The sequence below is a fragment of the Bacillus sp. V5-8f genome, from assembly GCF_002863565.1.
GTDB lineage: Bacteria > Bacillota > Bacilli > Bacillales > DSM-1321 > Peribacillus.
On sequence record NZ_PGUW01000004.1, the window covers coordinates 99,017 to 124,199 of the forward strand.

The window sequence follows — 25,183 nt, forward strand, 5'->3', positions numbered from 1 at the left end:
CCAGGAGGAAACTGATGAAGAATCAATGGACAAACTTTTATACCGGATATGTAATTGTCAAGGCAAACGGCAAGGGAACAGAGAGACTCATGAATGCCCTGGTAAGAAAAGGCATTCATGTTTGGGACGTAAAGCGTGCAGGAACAGAATCCCTTGTATTTTGCATTGACCTGAAAGAAGTACCGAAGCTTCGGGAGACGGTAAGGGGCACTGATTGCAAGGTAACTTTCGTAAGAGGGAAAGGAGGCCCGTTCCTGCTGAAGAGATTGCTGAAAAACAGCGGCTTTTTGGCAGGCAGCATTGCATTTTTTATCTGTATTTTCGTCCTCTCGAATATGGTATGGGGCATAAAGGTGCATAACGCAAATCCGGAAACGGAATATGCCATCAGGAAAGAATTGGACAAAATGGGCATAAAAATTGGAAAAGTGCAGTTTATGCTCGATGATGTCGATACAATTCAACGGAAGCTTTCCGATAATGTGAGTGCCTTGACCTGGATCGGTGTCGAATTAAAAGGGACAACCTATCATTTTCAGGTGGTTGAGAAAAAGCAGCCAAAGGAAGAAAAACAGCTGTCACCACAAAATCTGGTCGCCAAGAAAAAAGCAACTATTGTTGATATGTTCGTTGAAAAGGGACAACCTATGATTAAAGTAAACGATAATGTTTATAAAGGACAGCTTCTTGTATCGGGTTTGATTGGCAAAGAAGACAATCTGAAAGCTGTAGCGGCAAAAGGTGTAATATTGGGCGAAACGTGGTATAACTCTATTGTTGAGGTACCGTTAAAATCAAATTTCTCTGTTTTTACCGGTGATGAAAAGACAAAACATTTTATTTCCTTTGGAAATATATCTATACCGGTGTGGGGTTTTAAAGATCCCGGATATAAGAAATTTGAAAATGACAAAACGGTAAGACCGTTTCATTTCCTTAAATGGGAGCTTCCGATAGCCTATACAACAGAGACTATACGAAGCAAACAGGATATCGTAAGGGAATATTCACCTGCACAAGCCCATAAGGAAGCATCCAAAATGGCAAGGGGCAATCTTGAAAAACAGTTACCGGCTGATGCGAAAATTAACAAAGAAAAAATTTTACACACAACCAATGAGAATGGTAAAGTTAAATTAATCATTCTCTACCAGGTTATTGAAAATATTGCGGCCGAACAACCGATCATCCAAGGAGACTAACGAATGCCAGAAGACCTAAAAGTCATTAACTTAGAGCTTGAATCACCAAATGAAGCACTTGCTTTATTAGGAAATGCCGATTCTAACGTAAAGGTGCTTGAAGAAGAACTAAATGTGTCAATCATTACGCGGGGAGGCGGGATTTCCGTAGCAGGTGACCTGGAAAATGCGGCTCACGCGGAAAATATCCTTAAGGAATTGTTGACTGTTATCCGTAAAGGGATCAACATCAGTTCCCGGGATGTAGTATATGCAATTGAGCTTTCCAAAAAAGGCACCTTAGAATACTTCCATGAACTTTACGAAGAAGAAATTGCAAAAACGGCAAAAGGAAAATCCATACGTGTCAAGACCCTCGGTCAGCGCCATTATATTTCGGCAATCAGGAAGAACGATCTTGTTTTTGGAATTGGTCCAGCAGGGACAGGAAAAACGTATCTAGCAGTTGTTATGGCCATAAATGCTTTAAAAAACGGCCAGGTTAAGCGGATTATTTTGACGAGGCCTGCCGTGGAAGCCGGTGAAAGTCTCGGTTTCCTTCCCGGTGACTTAAAGGAGAAGGTGGATCCATATTTACGTCCCCTATATGATGCGCTTCATGATTTATTAGGCATGGAACATACCCAAAGGATGATTGAAAGGGGAACGATTGAAATCGCACCCTTGGCGTATATGAGGGGGAGGACCCTTGATGATGCTTTTGTGATTCTCGATGAGGCACAAAATACCACTCAAGCACAGATGAAGATGTTTCTGACGCGGCTTGGGTTTGGCTCAAAAATGGTCATTACAGGGGACAGATCCCAAATCGATTTGCCAAAAGGCGTAAAATCGGGGCTGATTGCCGCAGCTGATATACTCGGCGGAGTACCCGGACTTTCCTTTATTTATCTAGAACAAAGCGATGTGGTCAGACATCCTCTTGTTGCAAAAATTATTTCGGCTTATGAACAAGCACATGAATAAATGAATATATTGTTCAAAATCCGCTCATTCGGGCGGATTTTTCTTCTGTCTTCATAATCAGGATGAAAGTTTTAAAAAAAACTGTTATGATTTTAATAAAATGAATATTTCTAGTTCTCCTGAGGAGATTTCTAAAATTCAAACGTTATATTGATAAAGTGCCTAGTCCCAGACATGGCCTGACCCAAAAAAAGCGTTTGTTGTCAATAAACTCCTGACGTAATGTTCCTTATGTTAGTACCGACTTTAGTATTAGATGTAACGAAGTGGTCCGCCTCTCTATTTTTCCGGGGCTTTCAGTCCCTTGAGGATTCGTTAGTTTTACATCCCAGGAAGGGAAGCTAACCTACTCAAGTGTGGTGAAAATCAGCGTTTCCTTATAGGAAGTGATAGTTTGTAACTTACGTCGCTTCACCGGTTCTTCCTGCGAGACCTGTCTTTTGCTGTTCGGAGTTTTATAGGATGTACTGGCGGGATCCGTTTGCCACAGAACCTTGGTGGAGTCTCCCTGCTGGGGGAATTTGGCGCTTCCGCCTTTTCAATAAGGAGGGTGAATTCTTGAGCTTTTTACAGGCTAACCTAGCGAGGCTGAAAGATTTGTTGGGTAACCGTTTTTTTCAAATATTGCTGTTTGTCGTTCTGGGTGCCTACACATATTTGATGATGTATCCAAATGTAAAACCGGAAAAAGTAAATATAGAACTGCTAAAGCCTGCTGAACAAACAATCAGGGCAACAAAAACAGTCGAAGATACATACAAAACCGAGCAAGCGAAAAAAGAGATTCTTGAACAAGTCCCTGACGTGAACACTCTAAAAAAAGAATATGCAGAAAATAAAGTCGACCTAGTGGCATCCATTTATGATTCCGCCATGGAAGTAAAAAGAGAGAACAAAAAGGACACTGAAACTGAGAATGGGGATCTTGGAGGAGACAGTAAAACGGCTGTAAAAACACCTGCCGAGCAAGTAGCAATGCTTAGGGAAAAGCTAACGGATGAAGTAAATAAAGACATTCCTGAATCTGTTTTTCTTGCGTTAGTACAAGCAGACGAATCTGAATTAAAAATTTCCAAAGACTTGACTATTACCGCTGTGAATAATGTAATGAATGAGCGAATTGTATCCGGCCAGGTGGAAAATGCCAAAAAGCGGGCGGAAGAAGAATTGAAGTATGCCAGCATTGGGAATGAATTGAAAAATGCATCAATCGCCATTGCGCGCAATTCCATCATACAGAATGTTTTCTTTGATAAGGAAAAAACGGAGGAACAACGAAGAAAGGCAGTAGAATCAGTTGATCCAGTGAAGATTCTGCAAGGGCAGATTATTGTTGAGGAAGGTCAGCTGATTGACCGAGAGATTTTCCGCCAGCTAGAGTTAGCTGGATTCATGGATAATGATAAAACAATCTTTCCTTATCTCGGCCTGCTACTCTTCATCATTCTAATCTTTGCGGCTCTATACTATTATTTCTATTTGGGTAATCATCCGGAGGAAAGAAAAGTAACCCAGATGCTGGTATTCAGCATTGTTCTTGTTCTATCCATTTCACTTATGAAAATTTTTAGTATCATCTCATCCTTGGGATACAATCAACTTGGCTTTTATTTTCCGGCAGCCCTTGCTGCAATGTTATTAAAGAATTTGTTAAACGAGCGGTTTGCTGCTGCCATTACAGCTGTCCTTAGCGGTTTTGGGACAATCATCTTCAACGGGGATACCCCAGGAAACCTGGACCCGTCCATAGGCTTATACATTATGTTCAGCGGACTTGCGGGAATTATTATTCTTTCCAGGGAAAATTTCAAGACGAAAATTCTCCAGGCTGGGTTTATGTTGTCGTTAACAAACATAGCTCTTTTATTTGCAGTCTTGTTTATCATGGATGGAAATTACTCGAAAATGGAATTTTTATATTACGTTATCGGGGCAATTGTTTCTGGTATTTCGTCTTCTGTATTGACAATCGGGCTGCTGCCGTTTTTTGAGGCTGGGTTTGGTATTCTTTCATCGATAAAGCTTTTGGAGCTTTCAAACCCAAACCATCCGCTACTTCGGAAAATCCTCACCGAGGCTCCGGGAACTTATCATCATAGCATCATGGTTGCAAATCTTGCGGATTCCGCCTGCGAGGCCATCGGGGCAAACGGTCTTCTAGCGAGGGTGGGCTGTTATTATCACGACATAGGGAAGACTAAACGTCCACAGCTATTTATTGAAAATCAGATGAATATTGAGAATCCCCATGACAGGCTTCCCCCAGCCACGAGCAAGGATATTATCATTGCCCATGCGACAGATGGGGCCGAAATGCTGTTAAAATACAAGTTTCCACAGGAGATTATCGATATCGCACAGCAGCATCATGGAACAACACTGCTTAAATTTTTTTATCATAAAGCTTTAAAGCTGGGAGAAGATGTTAAAGAGGAAGAGTACCGCTATCCGGGGCCTAAAGCTAAGACGAAGGAAGTTGCTGTTGTCGGCATCGCTGATAGCGTAGAAGCGGCAGTAAGGTCAATGGTGCAGCCGACTTCAGAAAAAATAGAAGATCTGGTAGAAAAAATCATCAATGATCGAATAAACGATCACCAATTTGATGATTGTGATATAACCTTAAAAGAATTGCAGATAGTGAAGCGATCCCTCTGTGAAACATTAAACGGCATTTTCCATTCGCGGATTGAGTATCCCGAACTCCCCAAACTAGAACAGAAGGTGGAAACATGATATTAACTATTGATTTTATTGACGAAACAGAAAAAATTAGTGAAGAGGCAAGGGCCCTCGTTGAGGGTGTGCTGCAATTTGCGGCACAGTTTGAACAGATAGAGCAAGGTAGTGAGCTTTCAGTCACATTTGTCGACAACAATAGAATTAGGGAAATAAATAGAGAATACCGAGGCAAAGATGCTCCTACCGATGTGATTTCATTTGCAATGGAAGAAATGGGAGAAGATGAAGTAGCCATTGTAGGAGCTGACATACCTAGAATGCTAGGCGATCTTATTATTAGCTTAGATAAGGCAAAGGAACAGGCCGGGGAATACGGCCATTCTTTTGAGCGGGAATTGGGTTTTCTTGCCCTTCATGGATTTCTGCACTTATTGGGATATGACCACATGAATGAGACAGATGAGAAAGTAATGTTCGGCAAACAGAAGGAAATTTTAGATGAATATGGGCTTACAAGAGAAGCGTAAACAACGGCACTCCGTTTTTAAGAGCTTTGTATTTGCATGGCATGGAATTTCAGGGGCGGTCAAATCCGAGAGGAATATGAGAATCCACCTTGCTGCCGGCACGGCGGCAGTTTTCTTAGGCTGTTACTTCTCCCTATCCAGTGTGGAATGGTTATTTTTGCTTACAGCCATTTTCGGCACGATTGCACTTGAACTGTTGAATTCAGCCATTGAAAGAACTGTAGATTTAATTACAGGGCAGATTCACCCGCTGGCCAGGCAAGCGAAGGATTTGGCTGCCGCAGCTGTGTTTGTTTATGCGATATTTTCCGCGCTTGTAGGGCTGATTATCTTTATCCCGAAGATTTTTTAGCAAGGGATAAAGTCGCTTTTTTTTACAAAAAAGAAAAGAAAGTATTAACTTTTCAACTGTCGATGTTTAGCTTCGACGTACATGGAGGTACTAGTGCCGATGTTGCCACAGAACGTGGCGCTCTTAATCGGCCAGCGCCCAGCCCCGACGCCCAGGACGTGGCGGTTTTTAGCTGACGGTCCTTTCTTGGCTCTCCTACGAGGTGCGCCTTATGCTTGTCGGGGCGCTTCCGCTTTTCTAATAAGATTGGTATTCAAGACAAGTGAGGATGCGTTACAATGAGAAGTATCCCTTTTGGGCGAAAGGATGATGATTATATATGGAACCTGGAAAACTCATTGAAGAAGCAAAAAAAACCAGGGAAAGAGCCTACGTACCTTATTCTAGGTTCGCAGTAGGGGCGGCGTTGCTCACAGAGGATGGTAGGGTATACACTGGATGCAATATTGAAAATGCGGCTTATAGCATGACGAATTGTGCTGAACGCACTGCGCTCTTTAAAGCCGTTTCAGAAGGAGATACTAAATTCAAGCTGCTTGCTGTCGTGGCAGATACGAAAAGGCCGGTTCCGCCATGCGGTGCCTGCCGGCAGGTCATCTCGGAGTTATGCGATAGAAGCATGAAAATAATTTTAACTAATTTAAATGGGGATATTAAAGAACTAACAGTAGAAGAGCTTCTGCCAGGAGCATTTTCACCGGAGGATTTGCATGAATAAATTATTTGATGATACAGCGTCGAAGGAACATAAATCGGGTTTTATTTCAATAATCGGAAGGCCGAATGTCGGGAAGAGTACATTCTTAAACCGGGTGATCGGCCAAAAAATCGCAATCATGAGCGACAAACCCCAGACCACTCGAAATAAAGTTCAGGGCGTTCTTACCCAGAGTGATGCCCAAATGATTTTTATTGATACACCGGGAATCCATAAACCAAAGCACAAACTTGGCGATTTCATGATGAAGGTTGCTACAAATACACTCAAAGAAGTAGATTTGATTCTATTTATGATCAATGCTGAAGAGGGTCTAGGACGTGGAGATGAATTCATTATTGAGAAACTGAAGGGTGTTAAGACACCGGTTTTTCTGGTTGTCAATAAAATTGACCAGGTGCATCCTGATGAGTTGCTCCCGCTTATTGAACAGTACCAGCATTTATATCCGTTTGCTTCTATTGTGCCTATTTCTGCATTAGAGGGAAACAATGTTGAAACCTTGCTTGGGCAAATAAAGAAACATCTTCCAGAAGGACCACAGTATTATCCGGCGGACCAAGTGACCGACCATCCGGAGCGTTTTATTATTTCAGAGTTGATCCGTGAAAAAGTACTGCATCTGACTCGTGAGGAAATCCCTCATTCTATCGCCGTTGTGATCGATTCCATAAAGAAGATGGAGAATAGTGAAACAATCAATGTCATGGCAACCATCATTGTCGAGAGAGATTCACAAAAGGGTATCGTAATAGGGAAACAGGGAAAGATGCTCAAGGAAGTAGGACAGCGCGCTAGGGTAGATATTGAAAACCTGCTTGGTTCTAAAGTATTTCTTGAGCTTTGGGTCAAGGTACAAAAGGATTGGCGCAACAAGATGTCCCAGCTTCGGGATTTTGGCTTTAATGAGGATGAATATTAAATTTTATTCTCAATATGCTAGGTTAAGTTTCTTTTTTAGTGGTGTTTAGCACAGCGCCCAGCACGACTCACAGGAGTTGACGGTTTTTTGTTGACGGTCCTTCCAAGTCCCTACGAGGGTGTGCCTATTCTTGTGGGACTTGCACAGGACGTGGCAGTTCTTTAGCCGACATTCCTCTACCAGGGTGCTTCCGCTTTTTCGAAATTTATCCCTAACATATTTTGTTTTTCATGATTTAGAGAGAGTACGGTCAAGATAATCATAAGGTTGGAATTTATATATGCTAGTCACATGAAAGGTGGGCTTTTTTATGTTGGATTTTACATGGAAAGTGTTCAGCCAGACAGGGAATGTCGACACCTACCTTCTTTTTAAAGAATTGGAGGGGGAACGACAGGAAAGACCCGATAGTACAAGTGAAGAACTAGCAGAGATTGATTTTCCTATCACTTAGATTGTTCTTGCGCCTGGAGGATTGGTAGGTGGCATTGCTTGCTGGAAAAATGTGAAGGCATCGTCATCCGACGGACAGACTATGGAGAAAACAACAAAATCATTACGCTATACACCCGTGAACGGGGAAAAATCGGTGCAATGGCCAGGGGTGCAAATAAACCAAACAGCCGCCTCTCGGCCGTCACTCAGCTTTTTTATTACGGATATTTTCTAGTTCAGGCATCCAGCGGGCTTGGCAGCCTGCAACAGGGTGAGACGGTGAACTCAATGCGGTCTATTCGCGAGGACATCTTTGCCACTGCCTATGCCTCTTATATTGTAGAACTACTTGATAAAAGCGTGGAAGATAGAAAGTCGAACCCTTTTCTCTTTGAGCTGCTATACCAAACATTACATTACATAAATGAAGGGTATGACGCAGAGGTCCTCAAATTTATTTTTGAAATGAAAATGCTTCAGGTAAATGGTTTGGCTCCGACGCTTAATCACTGTGCGGTGTGCGGGGAAACGGAAGGGCAGTTTTCTTTTTCTTTACGGGAAGGCGGATTTATTTGCCATAGATGTATTCATAAAGACCCTTATCATTTTAAATTGTCCCCAGCAGCGGTTAAGCTTTTACGGCTTTTTTATTATTTTGATTTAGCCAGGCTTGGAAATATTTCTGTGAAGCCGGAAACGAAGAAAGAGCTTCAGCATGTAATTGATGCTTATTATGATGAATATTCCGGAGTACAATTAAAATCCAAGAAGTTTTTAAAGCAGCTGGACAAAATGAAAGATATGCTTTGACTTTGTATTGGAGCCGCCATTGATTCTAAAAGGTTGGTTTTCTTGACATTTTTCTAGTGGTTGGTTAAAATTTATTCATAATAATTGTTGCAATGATGGAGAGGAGTACCTGGCGTCCTCCATACAAGCGAACCCGGGATGGTGCGAGCCGGGATATGGATAACCAGGGAAGGCGCTCCGGAGCGAACTGGACTGCTAAGATGGCAGATTAAAGTGGCCGATTCTTCGGCAAATAGGGTGGAACCGCGGGTAAACTCTCGTCCCTATGCTTTTAGGCATAGTGGCGGGAGTTTTTTTGCGTTTTTACACTCCCAGCACACTAAGCCATTCAGTACAAAACTTTTTGGAGGTGCTCTATGAATATTCAAAACATGATTTTAACCCTGCAAAAGCATTGGTCCGACCATGGTTGTATCCTTATGAACGCCTATGATGTGGAAAAAGGGGCCGGAACGATGAGCCCCTATACATTCCTTCGGGCAATCGGGCCTGAGCCATGGAATGTTGCTTATGTAGAACCATCTAGACGGCCAGCAGATGGCAGGTACGGTGAGAATCCGAATCGCTTATACCAGCATCATCAGTTCCAGGTGATTATGAAGCCTTCTCCGGATAACATCCAAGAAATTTACCTAGATTCCCTACGTGCTCTTGGAATTGAGCCCCTGGAGCATGATATTCGATTTGTAGAGGACAATTGGGAAAATCCTTCACTTGGGTGTGCGGGGCTTGGATGGGAAGTCTGGCTCGATGGGATGGAAATCACGCAATTTACTTACTTTCAGCAGGTCGGCGGGCTCGACTGCAAGCCTGTGTCTGTAGAAATCACATATGGAATTGAACGGCTAGCTTCCTATATTCAAGAAAAAGAAAATGTTTTTGACTTAGAATGGACAGAAGGGTTCACAGTCAGGGATATATTCCTTCAGCCGGAATATGAGCATTCAAAATACACATTTGAAACGTCCGATTTAGACATGCTGTTCCAGCTTTTCAATATGTATGAAAAAGAAGCTCATCGCCAGATGGAAGAAGGCCTTGTCCACCCAGCCTATGATTATGTGCTGAAATGCTCACATACTTTTAACCTTTTAGACGCCAAGGGGGCAATCTCCGTTACCGAGCGGACCGGATATATCGCCCGCTGCCGGAATCTTGCCAGAAAAGTGGCGAAGACATTCTATGAAGAAAGAGAAAAGATGGGATTCCCAATCCTAAAGCAGAAAGAGGAGAAGATGAATGAGCAAGCGTGATTTATTACTGGAAATCGGGCTTGAAGAAATGCCCGCGCGTTATGTTACCTCTTCGATGGAGCAGTTGGCTGAGAAGATTGAAAAGTGGCTTACTGACAAATCAATCGACTTTGGCGAAGTACAAATGTTCTCTACTCCCCGGCGGCTTGCTGTTCTAGTGAAAGATGCCGCTGAAGCCCAGAAGGATATCCATGAAGAAGCCAAGGGGCCGGCGCGTAAGATTGCCCAGGATGAAAACGGCAATTGGTCAAAGGCTGCTCTTGGGTTCACGAGGGGGCAGGGAGTTTCGGTAGATGACATTTACTTCAAAGAAGTAGGCGGCGTTGAATATGTTTTTGTAAACAAATTTATCGAAGGACAACCGACATTAAGCTTACTCCCTGAATTAAAGGATATCGTTACTGGCATCTCGTTCCCGAAAAATATGCGTTGGGCCGATCAAGACTTGCGTTATATTCGCCCAATCAAATGGATCATCGCACTGTTCGGCTCTGAAATCGTTCCTTTTGGTATTACGCATGTTTCTTCAGGGAACGAAACAAGGGGACACCGATTCCTTGGAAACGATGCCGCTATTACAAATCCAGTACAGTATGAATATATATTGCAAGAGCAGTTTGTTATTGCAGACCCCGAGAAAAGAAGGAAGATGGTCCTTTCAGGCATTGAAAAACTTGAAAAAGAACAAGGCTGGGTTATCCCTGTGGATCCAGACTTGCTTGAAGAAGTTAACAATCTAGTGGAGTACCCTACCGTATTGTTTGGCCGCTTTGAAGAGGAATTCCTGGAGTTGCCTCAAGAAGTATTGATTACTTCCATGAAAGAACATCAGCGTTATTTTCCTGTAAAGGACAAAAATGGGAACCTTCTTCCATTCTTTGTCACAGTTAGGAATGGTGACGACCGCCATCTTGAAACGGTATCCAAAGGAAATGAAAAAGTATTAAGGGCTAGATTGTCGGATGCTTCCTTTTTCTATAAAGAAGATCAAAAACGGGATATCGCGGCAGCGCTGAAAAAACTTGAGACGATTGTTTACCATGAAGAAATCGGGACTCTTGCTGAAAAAACAGAGAGAGTACAAAAACTGTCCGCCCAGCTTTCCTCGGCACTTAAGTTAAATGAAGATGAAACAAAATTCACTGCCCGTGCAGCTGAAATTGCTAAATTCGATTTAGTTACCCACATGGTATATGAGTTTCCTGAATTGCAAGGGTATATGGGCGAAAAATATGCTTTGCTGATGGGTGAACCAAAAGAGGTGGCTGCTGCCATCAATCAACATTATATGCCAAGGCATGCAGATGACAGTATACCTGCATCGCTGCCAGGTGCGATTCTTAGTGTGGCAGAGAAGATGGATACAATTGCTTCTTTCTTCTCGATCGGGGTCATTCCCACAGGTTCTCAGGATCCATACGCATTAAGACGGCAAGCGAGTGGGATCGTACAGGTTCTAGCTGAAAAGAAGTGGGATATTGCGATAGAGGAAATCATAGCTGCTTCCATCCGTGAACTGGAAGCCAGGGGAATTCTTAAGAGGGACCTGACCGATGTAACAGCGGATCTCGTTCAGTTCTTCAAAGCCCGTGTAAAACATCTACTGAATGAAAAGGGAATCAGGTATGATCTGATCGATGCTTTATTAGAAAATCAGATTGGCAATGTTGCTTCCCTTGTAGAGCGAGCTATTGTCTTAGATGCGAAGAAAGAAGTCAATGGGTTTAAAGAGAGTTTAGAGGCATTAAGCCGGGTAATGAACATTGCTGTAAAAAGCGAAAATAATGCAGATGTTTCTCCAACATTATTTGAAAATGAATATGAAGTTACTTTGTATGATAAATACCAGTCTGTCTTATCGGATTATCGTAACGCTGCCAATGAGACTGAAAAATTTGAGCTGTTAGTTTCAATGAAAAAAGAGATTGAAAACTACTTTGAACATACCATGGTAATGGCTGAAGATGAAAAACTGCGCAGCAACCGGCTGGCTTTAATGAAGGAAATCAGCGGTTTGGTAAGCGGATTTGCCGCAATGAATAAAATCCTTGTCTCCTGATTAGTAGCTGCCTGACAAAGAGTGAATCCCTTTGCCAGGCCGTTTTCTCTTTTTGTGCATATACCCGCCCTTTTATTAATGCATGGGTAGTTCACGCAAAAGCCCTAAAAAACATATCCCCCTAGCGGATAAATAGTATATAATATTAAAATATAGTATAGCATATTACTTTTCTCTGCGGGTGCGCAGTAGGGTGGTGTTTAAGATCGAATTAAATAAACGTCAGGAACAGATCTTACAGATTGTAAAAGACAGTGGGCCGATCACTGGAGAACAAATTGCGGACCAGCTGAACTTGACTAGGGCGACATTAAGGCCGGATTTGGCAATATTGACAATGGCTGGATTTCTGGATGCAAGGCCTCGGGTCGGTTACTTCTATACCGGGAAATCAGGGAGCCAGCTGTTGACAGATAATTTAAAGAAACTGTATGTAAAAGACTATCAGTCTATCCCTGTGGTCGTAAGTGAAGGTATTTCTGTATATGATGCGATCGTGACGATGTTTCTTGAAGACGTAGGGACTTTGTTTGTCGTAGATAAAAAATCATTGCTTGTAGGGGTCTTGTCGCGTAAAGATTTGCTGCGCGCAAGCATTGGAAAACAGGAGCTGTCTGCAATTCCGGTTACCATCATCATGACGAGGATGCCGAATATCACAATGTGTATGAAGGAAGATCTATTGATCGATGTAGCGAATAAGCTAATTGAGAAGCAAATTGATGCATTGCCTGTCGTCAAGGAGACAGAACAAGGGTTTGAAGTGACCGGGAGAATTACCAAGACCAATATTACGAAAGCTTTCCTGGCGCTTGCCAACGAAAGCATATAGGTTAGTTATGGCATGGGGGATGGAGAAAATGAATAATACAATTATCTATGTTGTATCCGATTCGGTGGGAGAGACCGCTGAGTTAGTCACAAAAGCGGCTGCCAGCCAATTTGCCGGCCCGCTATTTTCGATCAAGAGAATACCATACGTTGAAGATGAGCTTAACGTGGATGAAGTAATTTCTCTTGCAAAACTGAACAATGCAATTATCGCCTACACATTGGTTAAACCGAATATTAGGAATTATATGAAGGAGCAGGCGGGAGCCCAAGGGATTCTTGCCTACGACATTATTGGACCGTTAATCGATATTCTCCAGCAAAGGGGAGAGGCCGCGCCGTTGAATGAACCCGGTATGGTCAGAAAGCTGGATGACGAATACTTTAAGCGCGTAGAAGCGATAGAATTTGCCGTAAAGTATGATGACGGTAGGGATCCGCGGGGCATCCTGAGGGCTGATATTGTGCTTGTGGGCGTATCAAGAACATCGAAAACTCCTCTTTCTCAATATCTGGCTCATAAGAGATTTAAAGTGGCCAATGTCCCGTTGGTTCCAGAAGTGGAGCCGCCTGAAGAATTATTTCTGGTGCCACCGGAGAAGTGCTTCGGGTTGAAGATTAGTCCGGAGAAACTCAACCATATACGTAAGGAACGGTTAAAATCGCTGGGACTGAATGACCATGCCATTTACGCGAATATGGAAAGAATCAAGGAAGAGCTCAAATATTTCGAAAAGGTTGTTTCTAAATTGAATTGTCCAATTATTGATGTTACTAACAAGGCAGTGGAAGAGACTGCGAACACAATCATCCATATCATTCAAAACCGCAATATATAGGGACCGGCATATTGGTGGACAGGTTGCGGGGCAAAGCTTATAGTAAATATATGTGAAAAAAATCATTCTACTGAAGGATTTATCTACATATGTTTACCTTTGGAAGGGTTTTGCCCTGTATGGCCCGACACTTTAGTGTCGGCTCTTTTCTTTGTGAAAAAAATTTCAATAATGATAGGTTTTAATTATGGCATAGTTGCCTAAAATGTACTATAATAAAAAATTGTGAGAAAAATGAATTCTTGAGGTTTAGACCGGTATAATACGGAATAAACTATTACGGATGCAAAGTCAAGATATTGGGTAGAATGAATTTCGACAAATCCGTTTTTTTATCTCCATAAACATAAAAGGAGAAAAAAAGGAAAATGCAGAAAGATGTAGAATTACATCATAGTGACCATACACGAACTATTTATGTCGATGCGGATGCCTGTCCTGTAAAGGCTGAAATTCTTCAATGTGCAAAAATGCATGACGTGCTGGTTTTGTTCGTTGCATCTTATAGAAACATGATGAACGAACCGGAGGGGAACTGGGTATACGTAGACCCGGACAAAGAGGCAGCCGATCTTTATATCGCGAATTCTGTAAGAACGGGTGATATAGTTGTAACGGCGGATATCGGTTTAGCGGCTACACTGCTTTCTAAAAGCGTTTATGCCATTTCGCCCGGGGGAAAGGAATACAGGAATGATAATATCGCTGCCCTTCTGGATATGCGGTATCTTTCTTCTAAATTGAGGAGACAGGGAAAACATACAAAAGGCCCAAAAGCTTTTACGAAGCAGGATCGAGTAAATTTTATCTCAACCCTGTCAAAAATGTTGTCGAACTTTGCAGGAAATATTGATTCCGTATCGAATTAAAAATTATCACCGGAATTCGAAGGTGAAAACATGTCTAATGCCCGAATTGAAGATGAAAAAATAAATCAGATTCGAGAAGCCGTAGATATCGTCGATTTAATTGGCGAATATGTTCAGCTGAAAAAACAAGGGCGAAATTATTTCGGCCTTTGTCCTTTTCATGGTGAAAACAGCCCATCGTTTTCCGTATCACCTGATAAACAAATTTTTCATTGTTTTGGCTGTGGTGCAGGTGGAAATATCTTCACCTTCTTAATGGATATAGAAGGCTACAGCTTTGTGGAAGCTGCAGGAGTTCTTGCAGACAAAGCAAATATTCCGCTCGAAATTGACATGCAGCAGGGCGCGCCAAAGTCAAACATTCCGGAAGCTTCAAGACAGATGATGGAGGCCCATGACCTTCTAAAGAAATTTTACCACCATTTACTGGTAAATACAAAAGAGGGACAGGAGGCTCTTGAATATTTGCTTGGCAGGGGATTTACGGAAGAAACGATCGAGAAACACCAAATTGGCTACGCCCTTGATTCATGGGATTTTGTTTATAAATTTTTAACCAAAAGAGGGTTTGCTGAGGGCATTCTTGAAAAAGCGGGCTTGATTATTTATAGGGAGCGGGATGGAAAATATTTTGACCGTTTCAGAAACAGGGTTATGTTTCCGATCAGGGATCACCAGGGAAATACAATTGCGTTTTCCGGACGAGCGCTGGGGGACGATGAACCCAAATACCTTAATAGTCCTGAAACGCCGATTTTTAATAAAAGCAAGGTGCTTTATAATTTCCACAATGCGAGGCCCCATATCCGAAAAAAAGAACAGGTTGTGCTGTTTGAAGGTTTTGCGGATTGTATTTCAGCTGTGCGTGCAGGTGTGGAAAACGCCGTCGCCACGATGGGAACTTCGCTAACCGACCTGCACCTAGGGTTGATCAAAAGAAATACCGATAATGTCCTCATATGTTATGACTCCGATTCTGCGGGGCTGGCTGCTGCAAACCGGGCGGCAAATATGCTTGTTGAGGCCGGTTTTCAAGTAAAAGCTTCCATTATGCCGGATGGGCTGGATCCCGATGACTACATCAAGAAATACGGAGAAAAAAGTTTTGTTTCGGATGTAATAGGGTCCAGTCTAACATACATGGCTTTTAAAATGCAGTATTTACGCAAGGGGAAAAACCTGAATAATGAAGGAGAACGTATTCAATATATTGAAGAGGTGTTAAGGGAAATCTCGCATCTGCCAAATGCGGTCGAAAGGGATCATTACCTGAGGCAGTTGTCCTCCGAATTCTCTTTGTCGCTGGATGCTTTGGAACAACAGCAAAGAAAGATTTTTTTCGCCGAAAAGAAGAAAGGGAATTTTTCGCAGCCTCTTGCGGGCAACATCACCTTGCAGTATGAGAATAAACTTAAGCCGGCCTATCATAATGCCGAGACCAAATTGATAGCCCATATGCTCAAGAACAAAGAAACAGCCTTTAAGATCCAGCAGATGATGAATGGGCTCCTGTTTAACCTTGATGATCACCAGGCAATCATAACTTATTTATATGCATTTTATGAGGAAGGCCACGAGCCGGATACGAGCTTATTCCTGTCGTATCTACCGGACCAAAATTTGAGAAGGATCGTATCTGAAGTTGAAATGATGTCAGTGAATGACGAAGTTTCGGATAAAGAGCTGACAGATTATATAAAACAAGTGTTGAAATATGAAAAAATGTTAAAGATAAAAGAAAAAGAGGCAGAAAGAAAAGAAGCGGAACGGCGCAGCGACCATTTAGGGGCGGCGCGGATTGCGATGGAAATTATTCAATTACAAAAACTATTATAGCGGTCATTTTTAGTGGAAGTTTTGAAGGAGGGGAACATATGGCTGAGAAACCAGCACGTTCCAAAGAGGTTGAGAATGAACTAAGCCTTGATCAGGTAAAAGAACAATTGCTTGAACTAGGCAAAAAGCGCGGATCCCTTACGCTTGAGAAAATTGCAGAACGTATCGGAAGTTTTGAATTGGATTCAGACCAAATGGATGAATTTTATGAGTACCTAAGTGATCATGGTGTTGAGGTCCTGACCGATGGTGAGGAAGACGATGATGAGGATCCAAATATTCAAGAACTTCATAAAGAAGAGGAGTTTGACCTCAATGATCTAAGTGTCCCTCCAGGTGTCAAGATCAATGACCCTGTACGAATGTACTTAAAGGAAATCGGACGGGTAGACCTGTTATCTGCGGAAGAAGAAATCTCCCTCGCGGAACGGATTGAACAGGGCGATGAAGAAGCAAAGCGGCGCCTTGCAGAGGCTAACCTGCGTTTGGTAGTTAGTATTGCCAAGCGTTATGTTGGCCGAGGGATGCTATTTCTCGATTTAATCCAGGAAGGCAATATGGGCCTAATTAAGGCGGTTGAAAAGTTCGACTATCGAAAAGGGTTCAAATTCAGTACGTATGCTACTTGGTGGATCCGCCAGGCGATTACCCGTGCAATTGCTGACCAGGCAAGAACGATACGTATACCGGTGCATATGGTTGAAACAATCAATAAATTGATTCGTGTGCAAAGACAGTTACTGCAGGACCTCGGTCGTGAACCTACTCCGGAAGAAATCGCTGAAGATATGGACTTGACACCCGATAAGGTTCGTGAAATCCTGAAAATTGCACAGGAGCCTGTATCTCTTGAAACACCTATTGGTGAAGAAGACGACTCCCATCTTGGCGATTTTATTGAAGACCAGGATGCAACCTCTCCATCCGAGCATGCTGCCTATGAGCTGTTAAAGGAACAGCTTGAGGACGTGCTGGATACGTTGACGGATCGTGAAGAAAATGTCCTAAGGCTCCGTTTTGGGCTGGATGACGGACGTACACGCACCCTCGAAGAAGTAGGTAAGGTTTTTGGTGTAACACGGGAACGTATCAGGCAAATAGAAGCAAAAGCATTACGTAAGTTAAGGCATCCAAGCCGAAGCAAAAGGCTGAAAGACTTTTTGGAATAAAAGACGATCTATCAGGAATCAACCTTTGGTTGGTTCCTTTTCCATTTGTAACGAAAACGCTATCACGTTAAAAAACAAAGCTTTTTACCGATATAAAAAAAAATATGTGTTATGGATGTGCGGTTCATGAACGAAATGCGTAAAAAAATTATTATACAAGAAATTCTTTATTGGAAAAAAAGCCGAATGCTGCCTGAACAGTATTGTGACTATTTGCTTGCCCTGTATAGTGAAGGAGAAGAAATAGACCGGAAAGTTGCCGAGCCTGGCAAAACGAAAGTAGCCCTTCCGTATCTGTTCATTGGAGCAATTATTTCAATAACGCTGGTTTTGAATTATTTTACTCAATTGCCATACGGATTGCAAATAGGTTCATCAATCTTATCAATTATAGTCCTATTGGGTTTGGCAGCGTACTTTTCTAAAAGATTATGGCAATACCATATTCCACTGATTGGTGCCGCGTTGCTGTTTTTACTGGCAACCGTGCGGGCGGTTGAACATTTTGCACCTGGGCGAATCGGGATGTTATATTTCTTTTTGCTATGCCATTCGGCCTTATGGATTTATTTTGGCAAACGGTTGGGGATGGCTTACTTAACCGTGGCGGGCTATTTGGGTACAGCGGTCATCGTTTACTTTTTAGCTAAATTGTATGTGGGATTCTGAGATTTTAAGTGCGATTAAAAGTTAAAGATAATTGAAAAAAATTTGTCTAATTAGAAAATTCGTCCAATTCTTTTTAGTTTATGCTTTTCCTTGAAACGGTTTTCAAGTAAAATAAAACTTGTTTATATGGTATTTTTTAGCGCAGTTCAGGTCATACATAGGGGAGGTAGATCAATGAATCGCAATCCAATAATGCCGTTTGTACTAATCATGGTTTTGGGAATTGGACTTATGTTTATGCTTTCTTTCAAGGGCTTGGGTGATGCCAAGGACCTTGCAAAGGAACAAAAGGATGGCGGAGAAAACAAAACTGAGCAGACAGCCTCTGCAAAACCAGAGGACATCTATCAGCAAACCTGCATAAGCTGCCATGGTGATCAATACCAGGGGGGAGTAGGACCGGCATTGAAAGGTGTAGGGGGCAAATTGTCTGAAGATGAAATAAAAAATGTCCTTCAAAATGGTAGAGGGGCAATGCCGGCTGGCCTTGTACCCGAAGAAAATGTAGATGCGATGGCTAAATTTGTCCACGGTTTAAAATAATTAAAATGCAAATGGCTGAGAGTCCCTGAGGGATTTCGGCCTTTTTTCTGTTTGGAAAAACAGCTCAGATGAACATGAATTATTTTTTGTTTGGTATAATTCACTCGTCAACAATTGAATAATATTTAGATAACAACTACAATGCTAATTGTGAGCATACATAAACAATAAGCGAGATGATTAAATGAACCACGAAAAACTATCAATGCGCCTTGAAAGTGTGGCGAATTATATACCAAAAAATAGTATATTGGCTGATATAGGTTCTGACCACGCCTATCTACCTTGCTACGCCATTCTAAAAGGGCTGGCATCAAAAGCTATCGCGGGTGAGGTAGCAGAAGGACCATTTCAATCTGCCCGACAGCAGGTAAAACAAACTGAGCTTGAACAATTGGTGGAAGTAAGGAAAGGGGACGGGCTGGAAGTCCTTTCGCCAAATGAAGCTACTTGTATAACGATTGCCGGTATGGGGGGAAGCCTTATTTCAAACATCCTAGAGAGCGGAAAGGAAAAACTGGATGGTGTAAAACGGCTTATCCTTCAACCGAATGTGGGAGCGTCCAACATACGTTACTGGCTCATTGAAAATGGCTGGGAGCTAATCGATGAAGAGATTTTGGAGGAAGATGAAAAGATTTATGAAATTTTAATTGCTGAAAAGGGGGATCCGCTACGCGCTTATAGAAGTGATCGGGATTCTGGAATTTTTCTCGGCCCCTTTCTTAAAGAAAATCGAAATGGAACATTCCTGAAAAAATGGTCCCTTGAAAAGGCCCATTGGAAGAAAATCCTTAAGCAGTTAGAAGAAAAGGGACAAAGCCCTGAAATTGCCCAAAAGCGTAGAGAGCTAGAGAAAAAGATAAAAATGGTTGAGGAGGCGATCAAGGAATGAAAATACCAAATGGAGCGGAGATCATAAGTTTATTCGAAAGCTTTTCACCTAAAAGCTATGCCATGGAAGGTGATCCGGTCGGGCTTCAGATTGGGAAGCTGAGTTCACCGGTTTCAAAGGTAATGGTCGCGTTGGATGTTTTAGAAGATGTTGTGGACGAAGCCATCGAGAAAGGTGTCCAGCTTATCATTGCACATCATCCCCTTGTATACCGTCCATTAAAGAAAATCATGACCGATGTACCTGCTGGCAGGATCATTGAAAAGCTGATCAAAAATGATATTGCGGTTTACGCGGCCCATACAAACCTTGATGTGGCAAAAAACGGCGTGAATGATTTGCTTGCGGACGCGTTGGGGCTTGAAAACACAGAGGTGCTTGTCCCCACCTATCAGCCAGCATATAAAAAGCTAGCGGTATACGTACCTAAGGATGCGGAACAACTTGTCAGAAATGAGCTTGGTAACGCTGGCGCGGGCAATATCGGCGAATATAGCCATTGTTCTTTTTCTACAGAGGGTATCGGCAGGTTTCTGCCAGGTGATTACGCAAACCCGGTGATTGGTACTAGGGGTAAGCCCGAAGCAGTAGAGGAAGTAAGGATTGAAACAATTTTTCCCGAAGAGATTGAGAAGAAAGTAATGTCCGCTATGATAAAAGCACATCCTTATGAAGAACCTGCTTATGACATTTATCCTCTCGAAAATAAGCCAAAGCCGCTTGGATTGGGCAGAATCGGAACATTGCGGGAGGAGATGTCGCTCGAACAGTTTGCCGGCCATGTGAAAGCCGCACTCGATGTTAGCACAGTTAGGGCTGTGGGTGACCTAAACGCCAGAATCAAAAAGGTAGCTGTCCTTGGCGGCGATGGAAACAAATTCATTAACCAGGCCAAATTTCAGGGCGCGGATGTATATGTAACAGGGGATATGTATTATCATACGGCCCACGATGCCATGATGCTCGGACTTAATATTGTCGACCCCGGGCATAATGTTGAAAAGGTAATGAAAAAAGGTGTCGCTTCTGTTTTAAACGCTCTTAGTAAAGAAAAAAAGTTTGAGGTGGAATTTATTCCTTCTGAGTTCAATACCGACCCGTTCAAGTTTATTTAAAACAGGCATTGTAAATGCCTACAGTCTTTTTTGTTTTAATATATAAATACAACAAATGCTTGAGGTAATGAACATGTTTCCATGAATTTGAAGAAGATGGCCAACTGGACTTGGAAAGGCCCGGAAAAAGCCTAATAAATGAAACGAAGAGAGGTCCAGTTCACCCTTGAGATAAAACATATAGAAGAAATGCCCAAAAAGGGGTTCGGAATGAAACCATTCCGAACCCCTTTTGTCGACAATCTGAAACAGGCATTGTAAATGCCTGTTTTTTTATGCTTTAGCTTTTACTTTAGGCAATATTTTTGTCAAGGGAATCTTTTTTTCCCGAACCCAGGTTGTTTCATCTTCTGGATTGAATTGTTCCAAAAATGCAATGACCTCTTTTGTAATCGGTGTGGGGGTAGATGCACCGGCTGTAACTGCAACTGTTGTTGCATTATTTAGCCATTCAAGTTCGAGTTCGCTAATATCGGCAACCCGATATGCCCTTGTTCCAGCAATTTCTTGCGAAACTTGCGCTAAGCGGTTTGAGTTATTACTCTTCGGGTCTCCCACGACGATGAGTACATCCGCCTCACTTGCCTGCTCGGCCACTGCTTCCTGGCGGACCTGGGTCGCCAGGCAAATTTCCTTATGGACTTCCGCATGAGGGTATTTTTCTTTTACCTTATCCATAATATCCATGACATCCCATTGGCTCATTGTCGTCTGATTTGTGACAATTATCCGCTCGTTATTTACCGTAAGCGCTTCTACATCCTCTACGGTTTCGACAAGATGGACATTGTCAGGTGCGACTCCAACAGCACCTTCAGGCTCTGGGTGGCCTTTTTTGCCAATATATATAATTTGATAGCCCAAGTCACTTTTTTCCTGGATTAAGTTATGTGTGGCAGTTACGTCCGGACAGGTTGCATCAATTGTCACGAGACCTTTTTGCTCTGCTATCTTTCTTACTTCCGGGGACACTCCGTGTGCAGTGAAAATGACAGTTCCGCCATTTACCTTTTCCAGGATTTCTTTTCGGTTTTTCCCGTCCAGTGTAATGATACCTTCTTCTTCAAAAGCATCGGTAACATGTTTATTATGGACAATCATCCCTAGAATGTATATGGGGCGGGGCAGTGTTTTATCTAGAGCGGCATTGCGGGCGATTACCATTGCATCGACAACTCCGTAGCAATATCCGCGAGGCGATATTTTAAGAACCTTCATCATATTCCTCCTCTAAGCAAACGGAAAACTCCATACTTGCTATTCTATATTATATAAGACGGAGCCTTATTATACAAAGTAAATAGCGGGTAAGACAGACTGGCCCCTGCCGGGGGCAAAGAAAAGAATGCAGTTGTGGATGCTGCATTCAGGTATAAGCCTACTATATCAGACAGATTCTAAATATATAGCTTTGGAGAGGGATCGTCCGTTTCCTTGCGCGTTTCCTTGTTTTTTTTGCCATCATCAATTTTCAGCCGCTTTCGGGATCTTTCCTGATCTTGTTTTTTTACTTTCTTAGATTTCGGCTTGGTAGTCTTTTTCTTTTCCTTAACTTCAATTTCTTCCTCTTCAGGTTCATCAGAATCATCGGAATCGCTCATGCTGCGATAGATTTTCCACATTTCCGGCAGATTTTTTATAAGAGGACCATATTGCTGTACCATGGCCCCGATTTGTTCTGCAGCAGAGAGAACTTTTTGGGTATTTGCGATCATTGAGTTAAGTTTGGCGGGGTCTTTTAATGCCTGGAGAATATCACTTCCAGCTTCGGAGCTTGATGGGCTGCTGAATAAGGAAGCATTGGAGGGGTGTGTCGATTTAGACTTTCCTAGCAATTTAGAGATTAATCCGCCATTTGATTGTTGCTGTATTGTCTTTGGTGCGGTGGGATTTCCGATTGCCATTAGAGGCCTGCTTTGCCTACTGCTAGAACCTTTTCTGAGTTTTCCTTTCTTGTTTTTGACACCTTTAAAGGATGGGCTCCTCCCTCCGTCTAATCTATACACATTATTTCTTACCGGGGGCATATCATAGCTCCTTCCATAAATATCTATTTCATTCATAATAGATTATGCTGTGACATTAAAAATGTTTGAGTCATTTAAAGAGCTTGGCCTCAAAAAACGTGCTCGTTTATCCAGGAAGATCACAAAAGTAAGTAACGGTAGTTTTTTTTGCTTGGATTTATTATAATAACAGGACATGTCAAAGGTTCGGACTTTATTCCAAGCCTTTCTATAAAGGAGTTTTAAATGATGCAGAATAAATTTGAAGGATTCCAGCTACATAGCTATCTAATAGAAGCGGTGGAAGCGTTAGGCTTTGATAAGCCGACAGAAATCCAGGAACGGGTAATTCCTTCCGCCCTTAAGGGTACCAGTCTGATCGGGCAATCTCAAACAGGGACAGGAAAAACACATTCCTATCTCCTTCCGGTAATGAACAACCTGGACGCCGCCAAAGAAGAAGTGCAGGCTATCATTTCCGCACCCACGAGAGAGCTTGCGAATCAAATCTATCAGGAAGCTCTAAAAATCGCAGAGCATTTTCCTTCCAATGAGCCGGTGCAGGTACGGTTGCTTGTGGGAGGTACGGACAAGCAGCGAACAATTGAAAAGCTGAAAGTACAGCCGCATCTTGTAATAGGGACACCGGGAAGAATTAAAGACATGGTTGATGAGCAGGCGCTTCAAGTGTACTCCGCAACCACGCTTGTGGTCGATGAAGCGGACCTCATGCTTGATATGGGCTTTATTGAGGATGTCGACAAGTTCGCATCCCGGATGGCCCAAGATATCCAAATGCTTGTTTTTTCCGCAACCATTCCGGAAAAGCTGAAACCATTTCTAAAGAAATACATGGAAAACCCTAAGCATATCCATGTCGATCCGAAAAAGACTGTAGCCGAAAAAATCGAACATATTTTAGTGCCGCTCCGCCACAGGGATAAGCGTCAACTTCTACACGATATCCTTGTAAAATACAATCCATACCTTGCCATTGTGTTTACAAACACGAAGAAAATGGCAGACGAGGTCGCGGATGCATTGATAGAAAGAGGGCTCCGTGTTGGCCGTATCCATGGGGACCTTAGTCCGCGTGAACGCAAAAAAATGATGAAGCAAATCGGCAGCCTTGAGTACCAGTATATTGTTGCTACTGATTTAGCCTCCAGGGGTATCGACATTGAAGGCGTAAGCCATGTTATCAATTTTGAATTGCCCGCAGACCTTGATTTTTATGTGCATCGCACTGGAAGAACCGCCCGCGCTGGATATTCCGGCATTGCTGCAACCATATATGAAACCTCTGATGAGGATTCGCTGGCCCGGCTTGAAAAAATGGGGATTCAGTTTAGAAATGTCGATCTCCAAAATGATGAATGGGTAGATATGGAAGAGCGAAATAAGCGCAAAAACCGCAAAAAGCAGGAAACAGATATCGATGTAAAAGCGAAAACTGTAGTCAAAAAACCGGCCAAGGTTAAGCCAGGATATAAAAAGAAGATCCAGAGGGAAGTAGAAAGCTTCAAAAAACGCCAGCGCCGTATCCAGAAAAAGAAATAGATTATACAAATTGGGGGAATAAATGATATGTTAAAGATTGGATCCCATGTATCCATGAGCGGAAAGGATATGCTCTTAGCGGCCAGCAAGGAGGCTGTATCCTACGGTGCAAATACATTCATGATTTATACCGGGGCTCCTCAAAATACAAGAAGGAAAAAGATAGAAGACCTTAACATTGAAGCTGGCAGAATGCATATGGAGCAAAACGGGATTGATGAAATCGTGGTACACGCACCGTATATCATAAACATTGGAAATTCCGTAAACCCGGACACCTTCGAGCTTGGTGTTAATTTCTTAAGAAGCGAGATTGAGCGCACAGAGGCCATTGGGGCAAAACAGATCGTCCTTCATCCGGGGGCCCATGTTGGCGAGGGTACAGAAAAAGGTATAAAGAAGATTATAGAAGGGTTAAATGAAGCCCTTACGCGAGAACAGAAGGTACAGATTGCGCTTGAGACAATGGCAGGAAAGGGCTCTGAATGCGGTAAAACTTTCGAAGAGCTAGCCATGATTATGGACGGGGTAAATCTCAGCGACAAGTTGTCCGTATGTTTTGATACCTGCCATACCCATGATGCCGGATACAATATCGTAGAAGACTTTGACGGGGTACTTAATGAGTTTGATAAAATCGTTGGCATTGAAAAACTCAAGGTTCTTCATATCAATGACAGCAAAAATGCGAGGGGAATGCGCAAGGACCGCCATGAAAATATTGGGATTGGCCAGATTGGTTTTGAAGCCATAAACTATATCGTCCACCATCCACAGCTCTTGGACATTCCAAAAATTTTAGAAACACCTTTTGTAGGGGAAGATAAAAAAAATAAAAAAGCTCCTTATTTACATGAGATTGAAATGCTTAGAAAAATGGAATTCGACGAAAATCTTCTAGATAACATCATGAGAGGATAATTCTGCA

The 25,183-nt window shown here is 42.5% G+C and carries 24 protein-coding genes; 22 read left to right on the forward strand and 2 right to left on the reverse strand.

Annotated features, from left to right (window positions below):
- The first annotated feature begins 14 nt into the window (after positions 1 to 14).
- The 20 genes from yqfD (at position 15) to CUU64_RS04525 (ending at position 20,689) form a co-directional block, all read left to right on the forward strand.
- The gene (gene yqfD / locus CUU64_RS04420; RefSeq protein ID WP_101632068.1) at positions 15 to 1,202 is read left to right on the forward strand and encodes a sporulation protein YqfD; all 1,188 of its coding nucleotides are present in this window, start codon (positions 15 to 17) and stop codon (positions 1,200 to 1,202) included.
- Between the two features lie 3 nt (positions 1,203 to 1,205).
- Positions 1,206 to 2,168 (forward strand): PhoH family protein, encoded by a 963-nt coding sequence (locus tag CUU64_RS04425; protein ID WP_101632069.1) that lies wholly within the window; start codon positions 1,206 to 1,208, stop codon positions 2,166 to 2,168.
- A gap of 558 nt (positions 2,169 to 2,726) precedes the next feature.
- A complete protein-coding gene (locus CUU64_RS04430; protein WP_101632918.1) occupies positions 2,727 to 4,901 on the forward strand; it encodes an HD family phosphohydrolase in 2,175 nt (724 codons plus the stop codon).
- Entirely contained in the window at positions 4,898 to 5,374 is a 477-nt protein-coding gene (ybeY, locus tag CUU64_RS04435; RefSeq protein WP_101632070.1) for an rRNA maturation RNase YbeY, read from the forward strand. Before CUU64_RS04430 ends, ybeY begins: the two co-directional genes overlap by 4 nt.
- The gene (locus CUU64_RS04440; RefSeq protein WP_101632071.1) at positions 5,346 to 5,726 is read left to right on the forward strand and encodes a diacylglycerol kinase family protein; all 381 of its coding nucleotides are present in this window, start codon (positions 5,346 to 5,348) and stop codon (positions 5,724 to 5,726) included. The genes ybeY and CUU64_RS04440 overlap by 29 nt, the downstream gene beginning before the upstream one ends.
- Before the next feature lie 319 nt (positions 5,727 to 6,045).
- Positions 6,046 to 6,444 carry a cytidine deaminase gene (locus CUU64_RS04450; RefSeq protein ID WP_101632073.1) on the forward strand — a complete coding sequence of 133 codons (399 nt, stop codon included), beginning with the start codon at positions 6,046 to 6,048 and terminating at the stop codon, positions 6,442 to 6,444.
- The gene (gene era / locus CUU64_RS04455; RefSeq protein WP_101632074.1) at positions 6,437 to 7,366 is read left to right on the forward strand and encodes a GTPase Era; all 930 of its coding nucleotides are present in this window, start codon (positions 6,437 to 6,439) and stop codon (positions 7,364 to 7,366) included. The genes CUU64_RS04450 and era overlap by 8 nt, the downstream gene beginning before the upstream one ends.
- Before the next feature lie 310 nt (positions 7,367 to 7,676).
- Positions 7,677 to 7,820, forward strand: coding sequence for a YqzL family protein (locus CUU64_RS04460; RefSeq protein WP_101632075.1), 144 nt, complete (start codon positions 7,677 to 7,679; stop codon positions 7,818 to 7,820).
- A 38-nt stretch (positions 7,821 to 7,858) separates the two neighbouring features.
- On the forward strand, positions 7,859 to 8,611 hold the full coding sequence (recO, locus tag CUU64_RS04465; protein WP_101632076.1) for a DNA repair protein RecO: 753 nt from the start codon (positions 7,859 to 7,861) through the stop codon (positions 8,609 to 8,611).
- 356 nt (positions 8,612 to 8,967) lie between these two features.
- Positions 8,968 to 9,864 carry a glycine--tRNA ligase subunit alpha gene (gene glyQ / locus CUU64_RS04475; RefSeq protein ID WP_101632078.1) on the forward strand — a complete coding sequence of 299 codons (897 nt, stop codon included), beginning with the start codon at positions 8,968 to 8,970 and terminating at the stop codon, positions 9,862 to 9,864.
- The gene (glyS, locus tag CUU64_RS04480; protein ID WP_101632079.1) at positions 9,851 to 11,923 is read left to right on the forward strand and encodes a glycine--tRNA ligase subunit beta; all 2,073 of its coding nucleotides are present in this window, start codon (positions 9,851 to 9,853) and stop codon (positions 11,921 to 11,923) included. The genes glyQ and glyS overlap by 14 nt, the downstream gene beginning before the upstream one ends.
- Before the next feature lie 193 nt (positions 11,924 to 12,116).
- Positions 12,117 to 12,755 carry a transcriptional regulator CcpN gene (ccpN, locus tag CUU64_RS04485; RefSeq protein WP_101632080.1) on the forward strand — a complete coding sequence of 213 codons (639 nt, stop codon included), beginning with the start codon at positions 12,117 to 12,119 and terminating at the stop codon, positions 12,753 to 12,755.
- A 28-nt stretch (positions 12,756 to 12,783) separates the two neighbouring features.
- Entirely contained in the window at positions 12,784 to 13,593 is an 810-nt protein-coding gene (locus CUU64_RS04490) for a pyruvate, water dikinase regulatory protein (RefSeq protein ID WP_180954461.1), read from the forward strand.
- 368 nt (positions 13,594 to 13,961) lie between these two features.
- Positions 13,962 to 14,462, forward strand: a complete 501-nt coding sequence (locus tag CUU64_RS04495) for a YaiI/YqxD family protein (protein WP_101632082.1) — start codon at positions 13,962 to 13,964, stop codon at positions 14,460 to 14,462.
- A 30-nt stretch (positions 14,463 to 14,492) separates the two neighbouring features.
- Positions 14,493 to 16,298: a DNA primase gene (gene dnaG / locus CUU64_RS04500; RefSeq protein WP_101632083.1), complete on the forward strand. Its 1,806-nt coding sequence runs from the start codon at positions 14,493 to 14,495 to the stop codon at positions 16,296 to 16,298.
- A gap of 38 nt (positions 16,299 to 16,336) precedes the next feature.
- Positions 16,337 to 17,467, forward strand: a complete 1,131-nt coding sequence (gene rpoD / locus CUU64_RS04505; RefSeq protein WP_101632084.1) for an RNA polymerase sigma factor RpoD — start codon at positions 16,337 to 16,339, stop codon at positions 17,465 to 17,467.
- Positions 17,468 to 17,593: 126 nt separating this feature from the next.
- Complete coding sequence (locus tag CUU64_RS04510) at positions 17,594 to 18,136, forward strand: hypothetical protein (protein WP_101632085.1); 543 nt, start codon at positions 17,594 to 17,596, stop codon at positions 18,134 to 18,136.
- A gap of 174 nt (positions 18,137 to 18,310) precedes the next feature.
- Positions 18,311 to 18,679 (forward strand): cytochrome c550, encoded by a 369-nt coding sequence (cccA, locus tag CUU64_RS04515; RefSeq protein ID WP_101632086.1) that lies wholly within the window; start codon positions 18,311 to 18,313, stop codon positions 18,677 to 18,679.
- A 184-nt stretch (positions 18,680 to 18,863) separates the two neighbouring features.
- A complete protein-coding gene (locus tag CUU64_RS04520; RefSeq protein WP_101632087.1) occupies positions 18,864 to 19,574 on the forward strand; it encodes a tRNA (adenine(22)-N(1))-methyltransferase in 711 nt (236 codons plus the stop codon).
- Entirely contained in the window at positions 19,571 to 20,689 is a 1,119-nt protein-coding gene (locus tag CUU64_RS04525) for a Nif3-like dinuclear metal center hexameric protein (protein WP_101632088.1), read from the forward strand. Before CUU64_RS04520 ends, CUU64_RS04525 begins: the two co-directional genes overlap by 4 nt.
- A 273-nt stretch (positions 20,690 to 20,962) precedes the next feature.
- Here the strand turns inward: CUU64_RS04525 and CUU64_RS04530 are convergent, their stop codons facing one another.
- Together CUU64_RS04530 and vrrA are read right to left on the reverse strand one after the other, a co-directional pair.
- Positions 20,963 to 21,907, reverse strand: a complete 945-nt coding sequence (locus CUU64_RS04530) for a 4-hydroxy-3-methylbut-2-enyl diphosphate reductase (protein WP_101632089.1) — start codon at positions 21,905 to 21,907, stop codon at positions 20,963 to 20,965.
- A 179-nt stretch (positions 21,908 to 22,086) separates the two neighbouring features.
- Positions 22,087 to 22,593, reverse strand: a complete 507-nt coding sequence (vrrA, locus tag CUU64_RS04535; protein ID WP_180954462.1) for a VrrA/YqfQ family protein — start codon at positions 22,591 to 22,593, stop codon at positions 22,087 to 22,089.
- A 348-nt stretch (positions 22,594 to 22,941) separates the two neighbouring features.
- Here vrrA and CUU64_RS04540 point away from each other — a divergent pair, with 348 nt between their 5' ends.
- Positions 22,942 to 24,255 carry a DEAD/DEAH box helicase gene (locus tag CUU64_RS04540; RefSeq protein ID WP_101632091.1) on the forward strand — a complete coding sequence of 438 codons (1,314 nt, stop codon included), beginning with the start codon at positions 22,942 to 22,944 and terminating at the stop codon, positions 24,253 to 24,255.
- Between the two features lie 27 nt (positions 24,256 to 24,282).
- Positions 24,283 to 25,176 (forward strand): deoxyribonuclease IV, encoded by an 894-nt coding sequence (locus tag CUU64_RS04545; RefSeq protein WP_101632092.1) that lies wholly within the window; start codon positions 24,283 to 24,285, stop codon positions 25,174 to 25,176.
- Positions 25,177 to 25,183 lie beyond the last annotated feature (7 nt).

Bases quoted from the DNA above. Each gene is read 5' to 3' on its own strand.
- yqfD (WP_101632068.1), top strand. From the start codon at position 15: ATGAAGAATCAATGGACAAACTTTTATACCGGATATGTAATTGTCAAG.
- CUU64_RS04425 (WP_101632069.1), top strand. From the start codon at position 1,206: ATGCCAGAAGACCTAAAAGTCATTAACTTAGAGCTTGAATCACCAAAT.
- ybeY (WP_101632070.1), top strand. From the start codon at position 4,898: ATGATATTAACTATTGATTTTATTGACGAAACAGAAAAAATTAGTGAA.
- CUU64_RS04440 (WP_101632071.1), top strand. From the start codon at position 5,346: ATGAATATGGGCTTACAAGAGAAGCGTAAACAACGGCACTCCGTTTTT.
- CUU64_RS04450 (WP_101632073.1), top strand. From the start codon at position 6,046: ATGGAACCTGGAAAACTCATTGAAGAAGCAAAAAAAACCAGGGAAAGA.
- era (WP_101632074.1), top strand. From the start codon at position 6,437: ATGAATAAATTATTTGATGATACAGCGTCGAAGGAACATAAATCGGGT.
- CUU64_RS04460 (WP_101632075.1), top strand. From the start codon at position 7,677: ATGTTGGATTTTACATGGAAAGTGTTCAGCCAGACAGGGAATGTCGAC.
- glyQ (WP_101632078.1), top strand. From the start codon at position 8,968: ATGAATATTCAAAACATGATTTTAACCCTGCAAAAGCATTGGTCCGAC.
- glyS (WP_101632079.1), top strand. From the start codon at position 9,851: ATGAGCAAGCGTGATTTATTACTGGAAATCGGGCTTGAAGAAATGCCC.
- CUU64_RS04490 (WP_180954461.1), top strand. From the start codon at position 12,784: ATGAATAATACAATTATCTATGTTGTATCCGATTCGGTGGGAGAGACC.
- CUU64_RS04495 (WP_101632082.1), top strand. From the start codon at position 13,962: ATGCAGAAAGATGTAGAATTACATCATAGTGACCATACACGAACTATT.
- dnaG (WP_101632083.1), top strand. From the start codon at position 14,493: ATGTCTAATGCCCGAATTGAAGATGAAAAAATAAATCAGATTCGAGAA.
- rpoD (WP_101632084.1), top strand. From the start codon at position 16,337: ATGGCTGAGAAACCAGCACGTTCCAAAGAGGTTGAGAATGAACTAAGC.
- CUU64_RS04510 (WP_101632085.1), top strand. From the start codon at position 17,594: ATGAACGAAATGCGTAAAAAAATTATTATACAAGAAATTCTTTATTGG.
- cccA (WP_101632086.1), top strand. From the start codon at position 18,311: ATGAATCGCAATCCAATAATGCCGTTTGTACTAATCATGGTTTTGGGA.
- CUU64_RS04520 (WP_101632087.1), top strand. From the start codon at position 18,864: ATGAACCACGAAAAACTATCAATGCGCCTTGAAAGTGTGGCGAATTAT.
- CUU64_RS04525 (WP_101632088.1), top strand. From the start codon at position 19,571: ATGAAAATACCAAATGGAGCGGAGATCATAAGTTTATTCGAAAGCTTT.
- CUU64_RS04530 (WP_101632089.1), bottom strand. From the start codon at position 21,907: ATGAAGGTTCTTAAAATATCGCCTCGCGGATATTGCTACGGAGTTGTC.
- vrrA (WP_180954462.1), bottom strand. From the start codon at position 22,593: ATGGCAATCGGAAATCCCACCGCACCAAAGACAATACAGCAACAATCA.
- CUU64_RS04540 (WP_101632091.1), top strand. From the start codon at position 22,942: ATGATGCAGAATAAATTTGAAGGATTCCAGCTACATAGCTATCTAATA.
- CUU64_RS04545 (WP_101632092.1), top strand. From the start codon at position 24,283: ATGTTAAAGATTGGATCCCATGTATCCATGAGCGGAAAGGATATGCTC.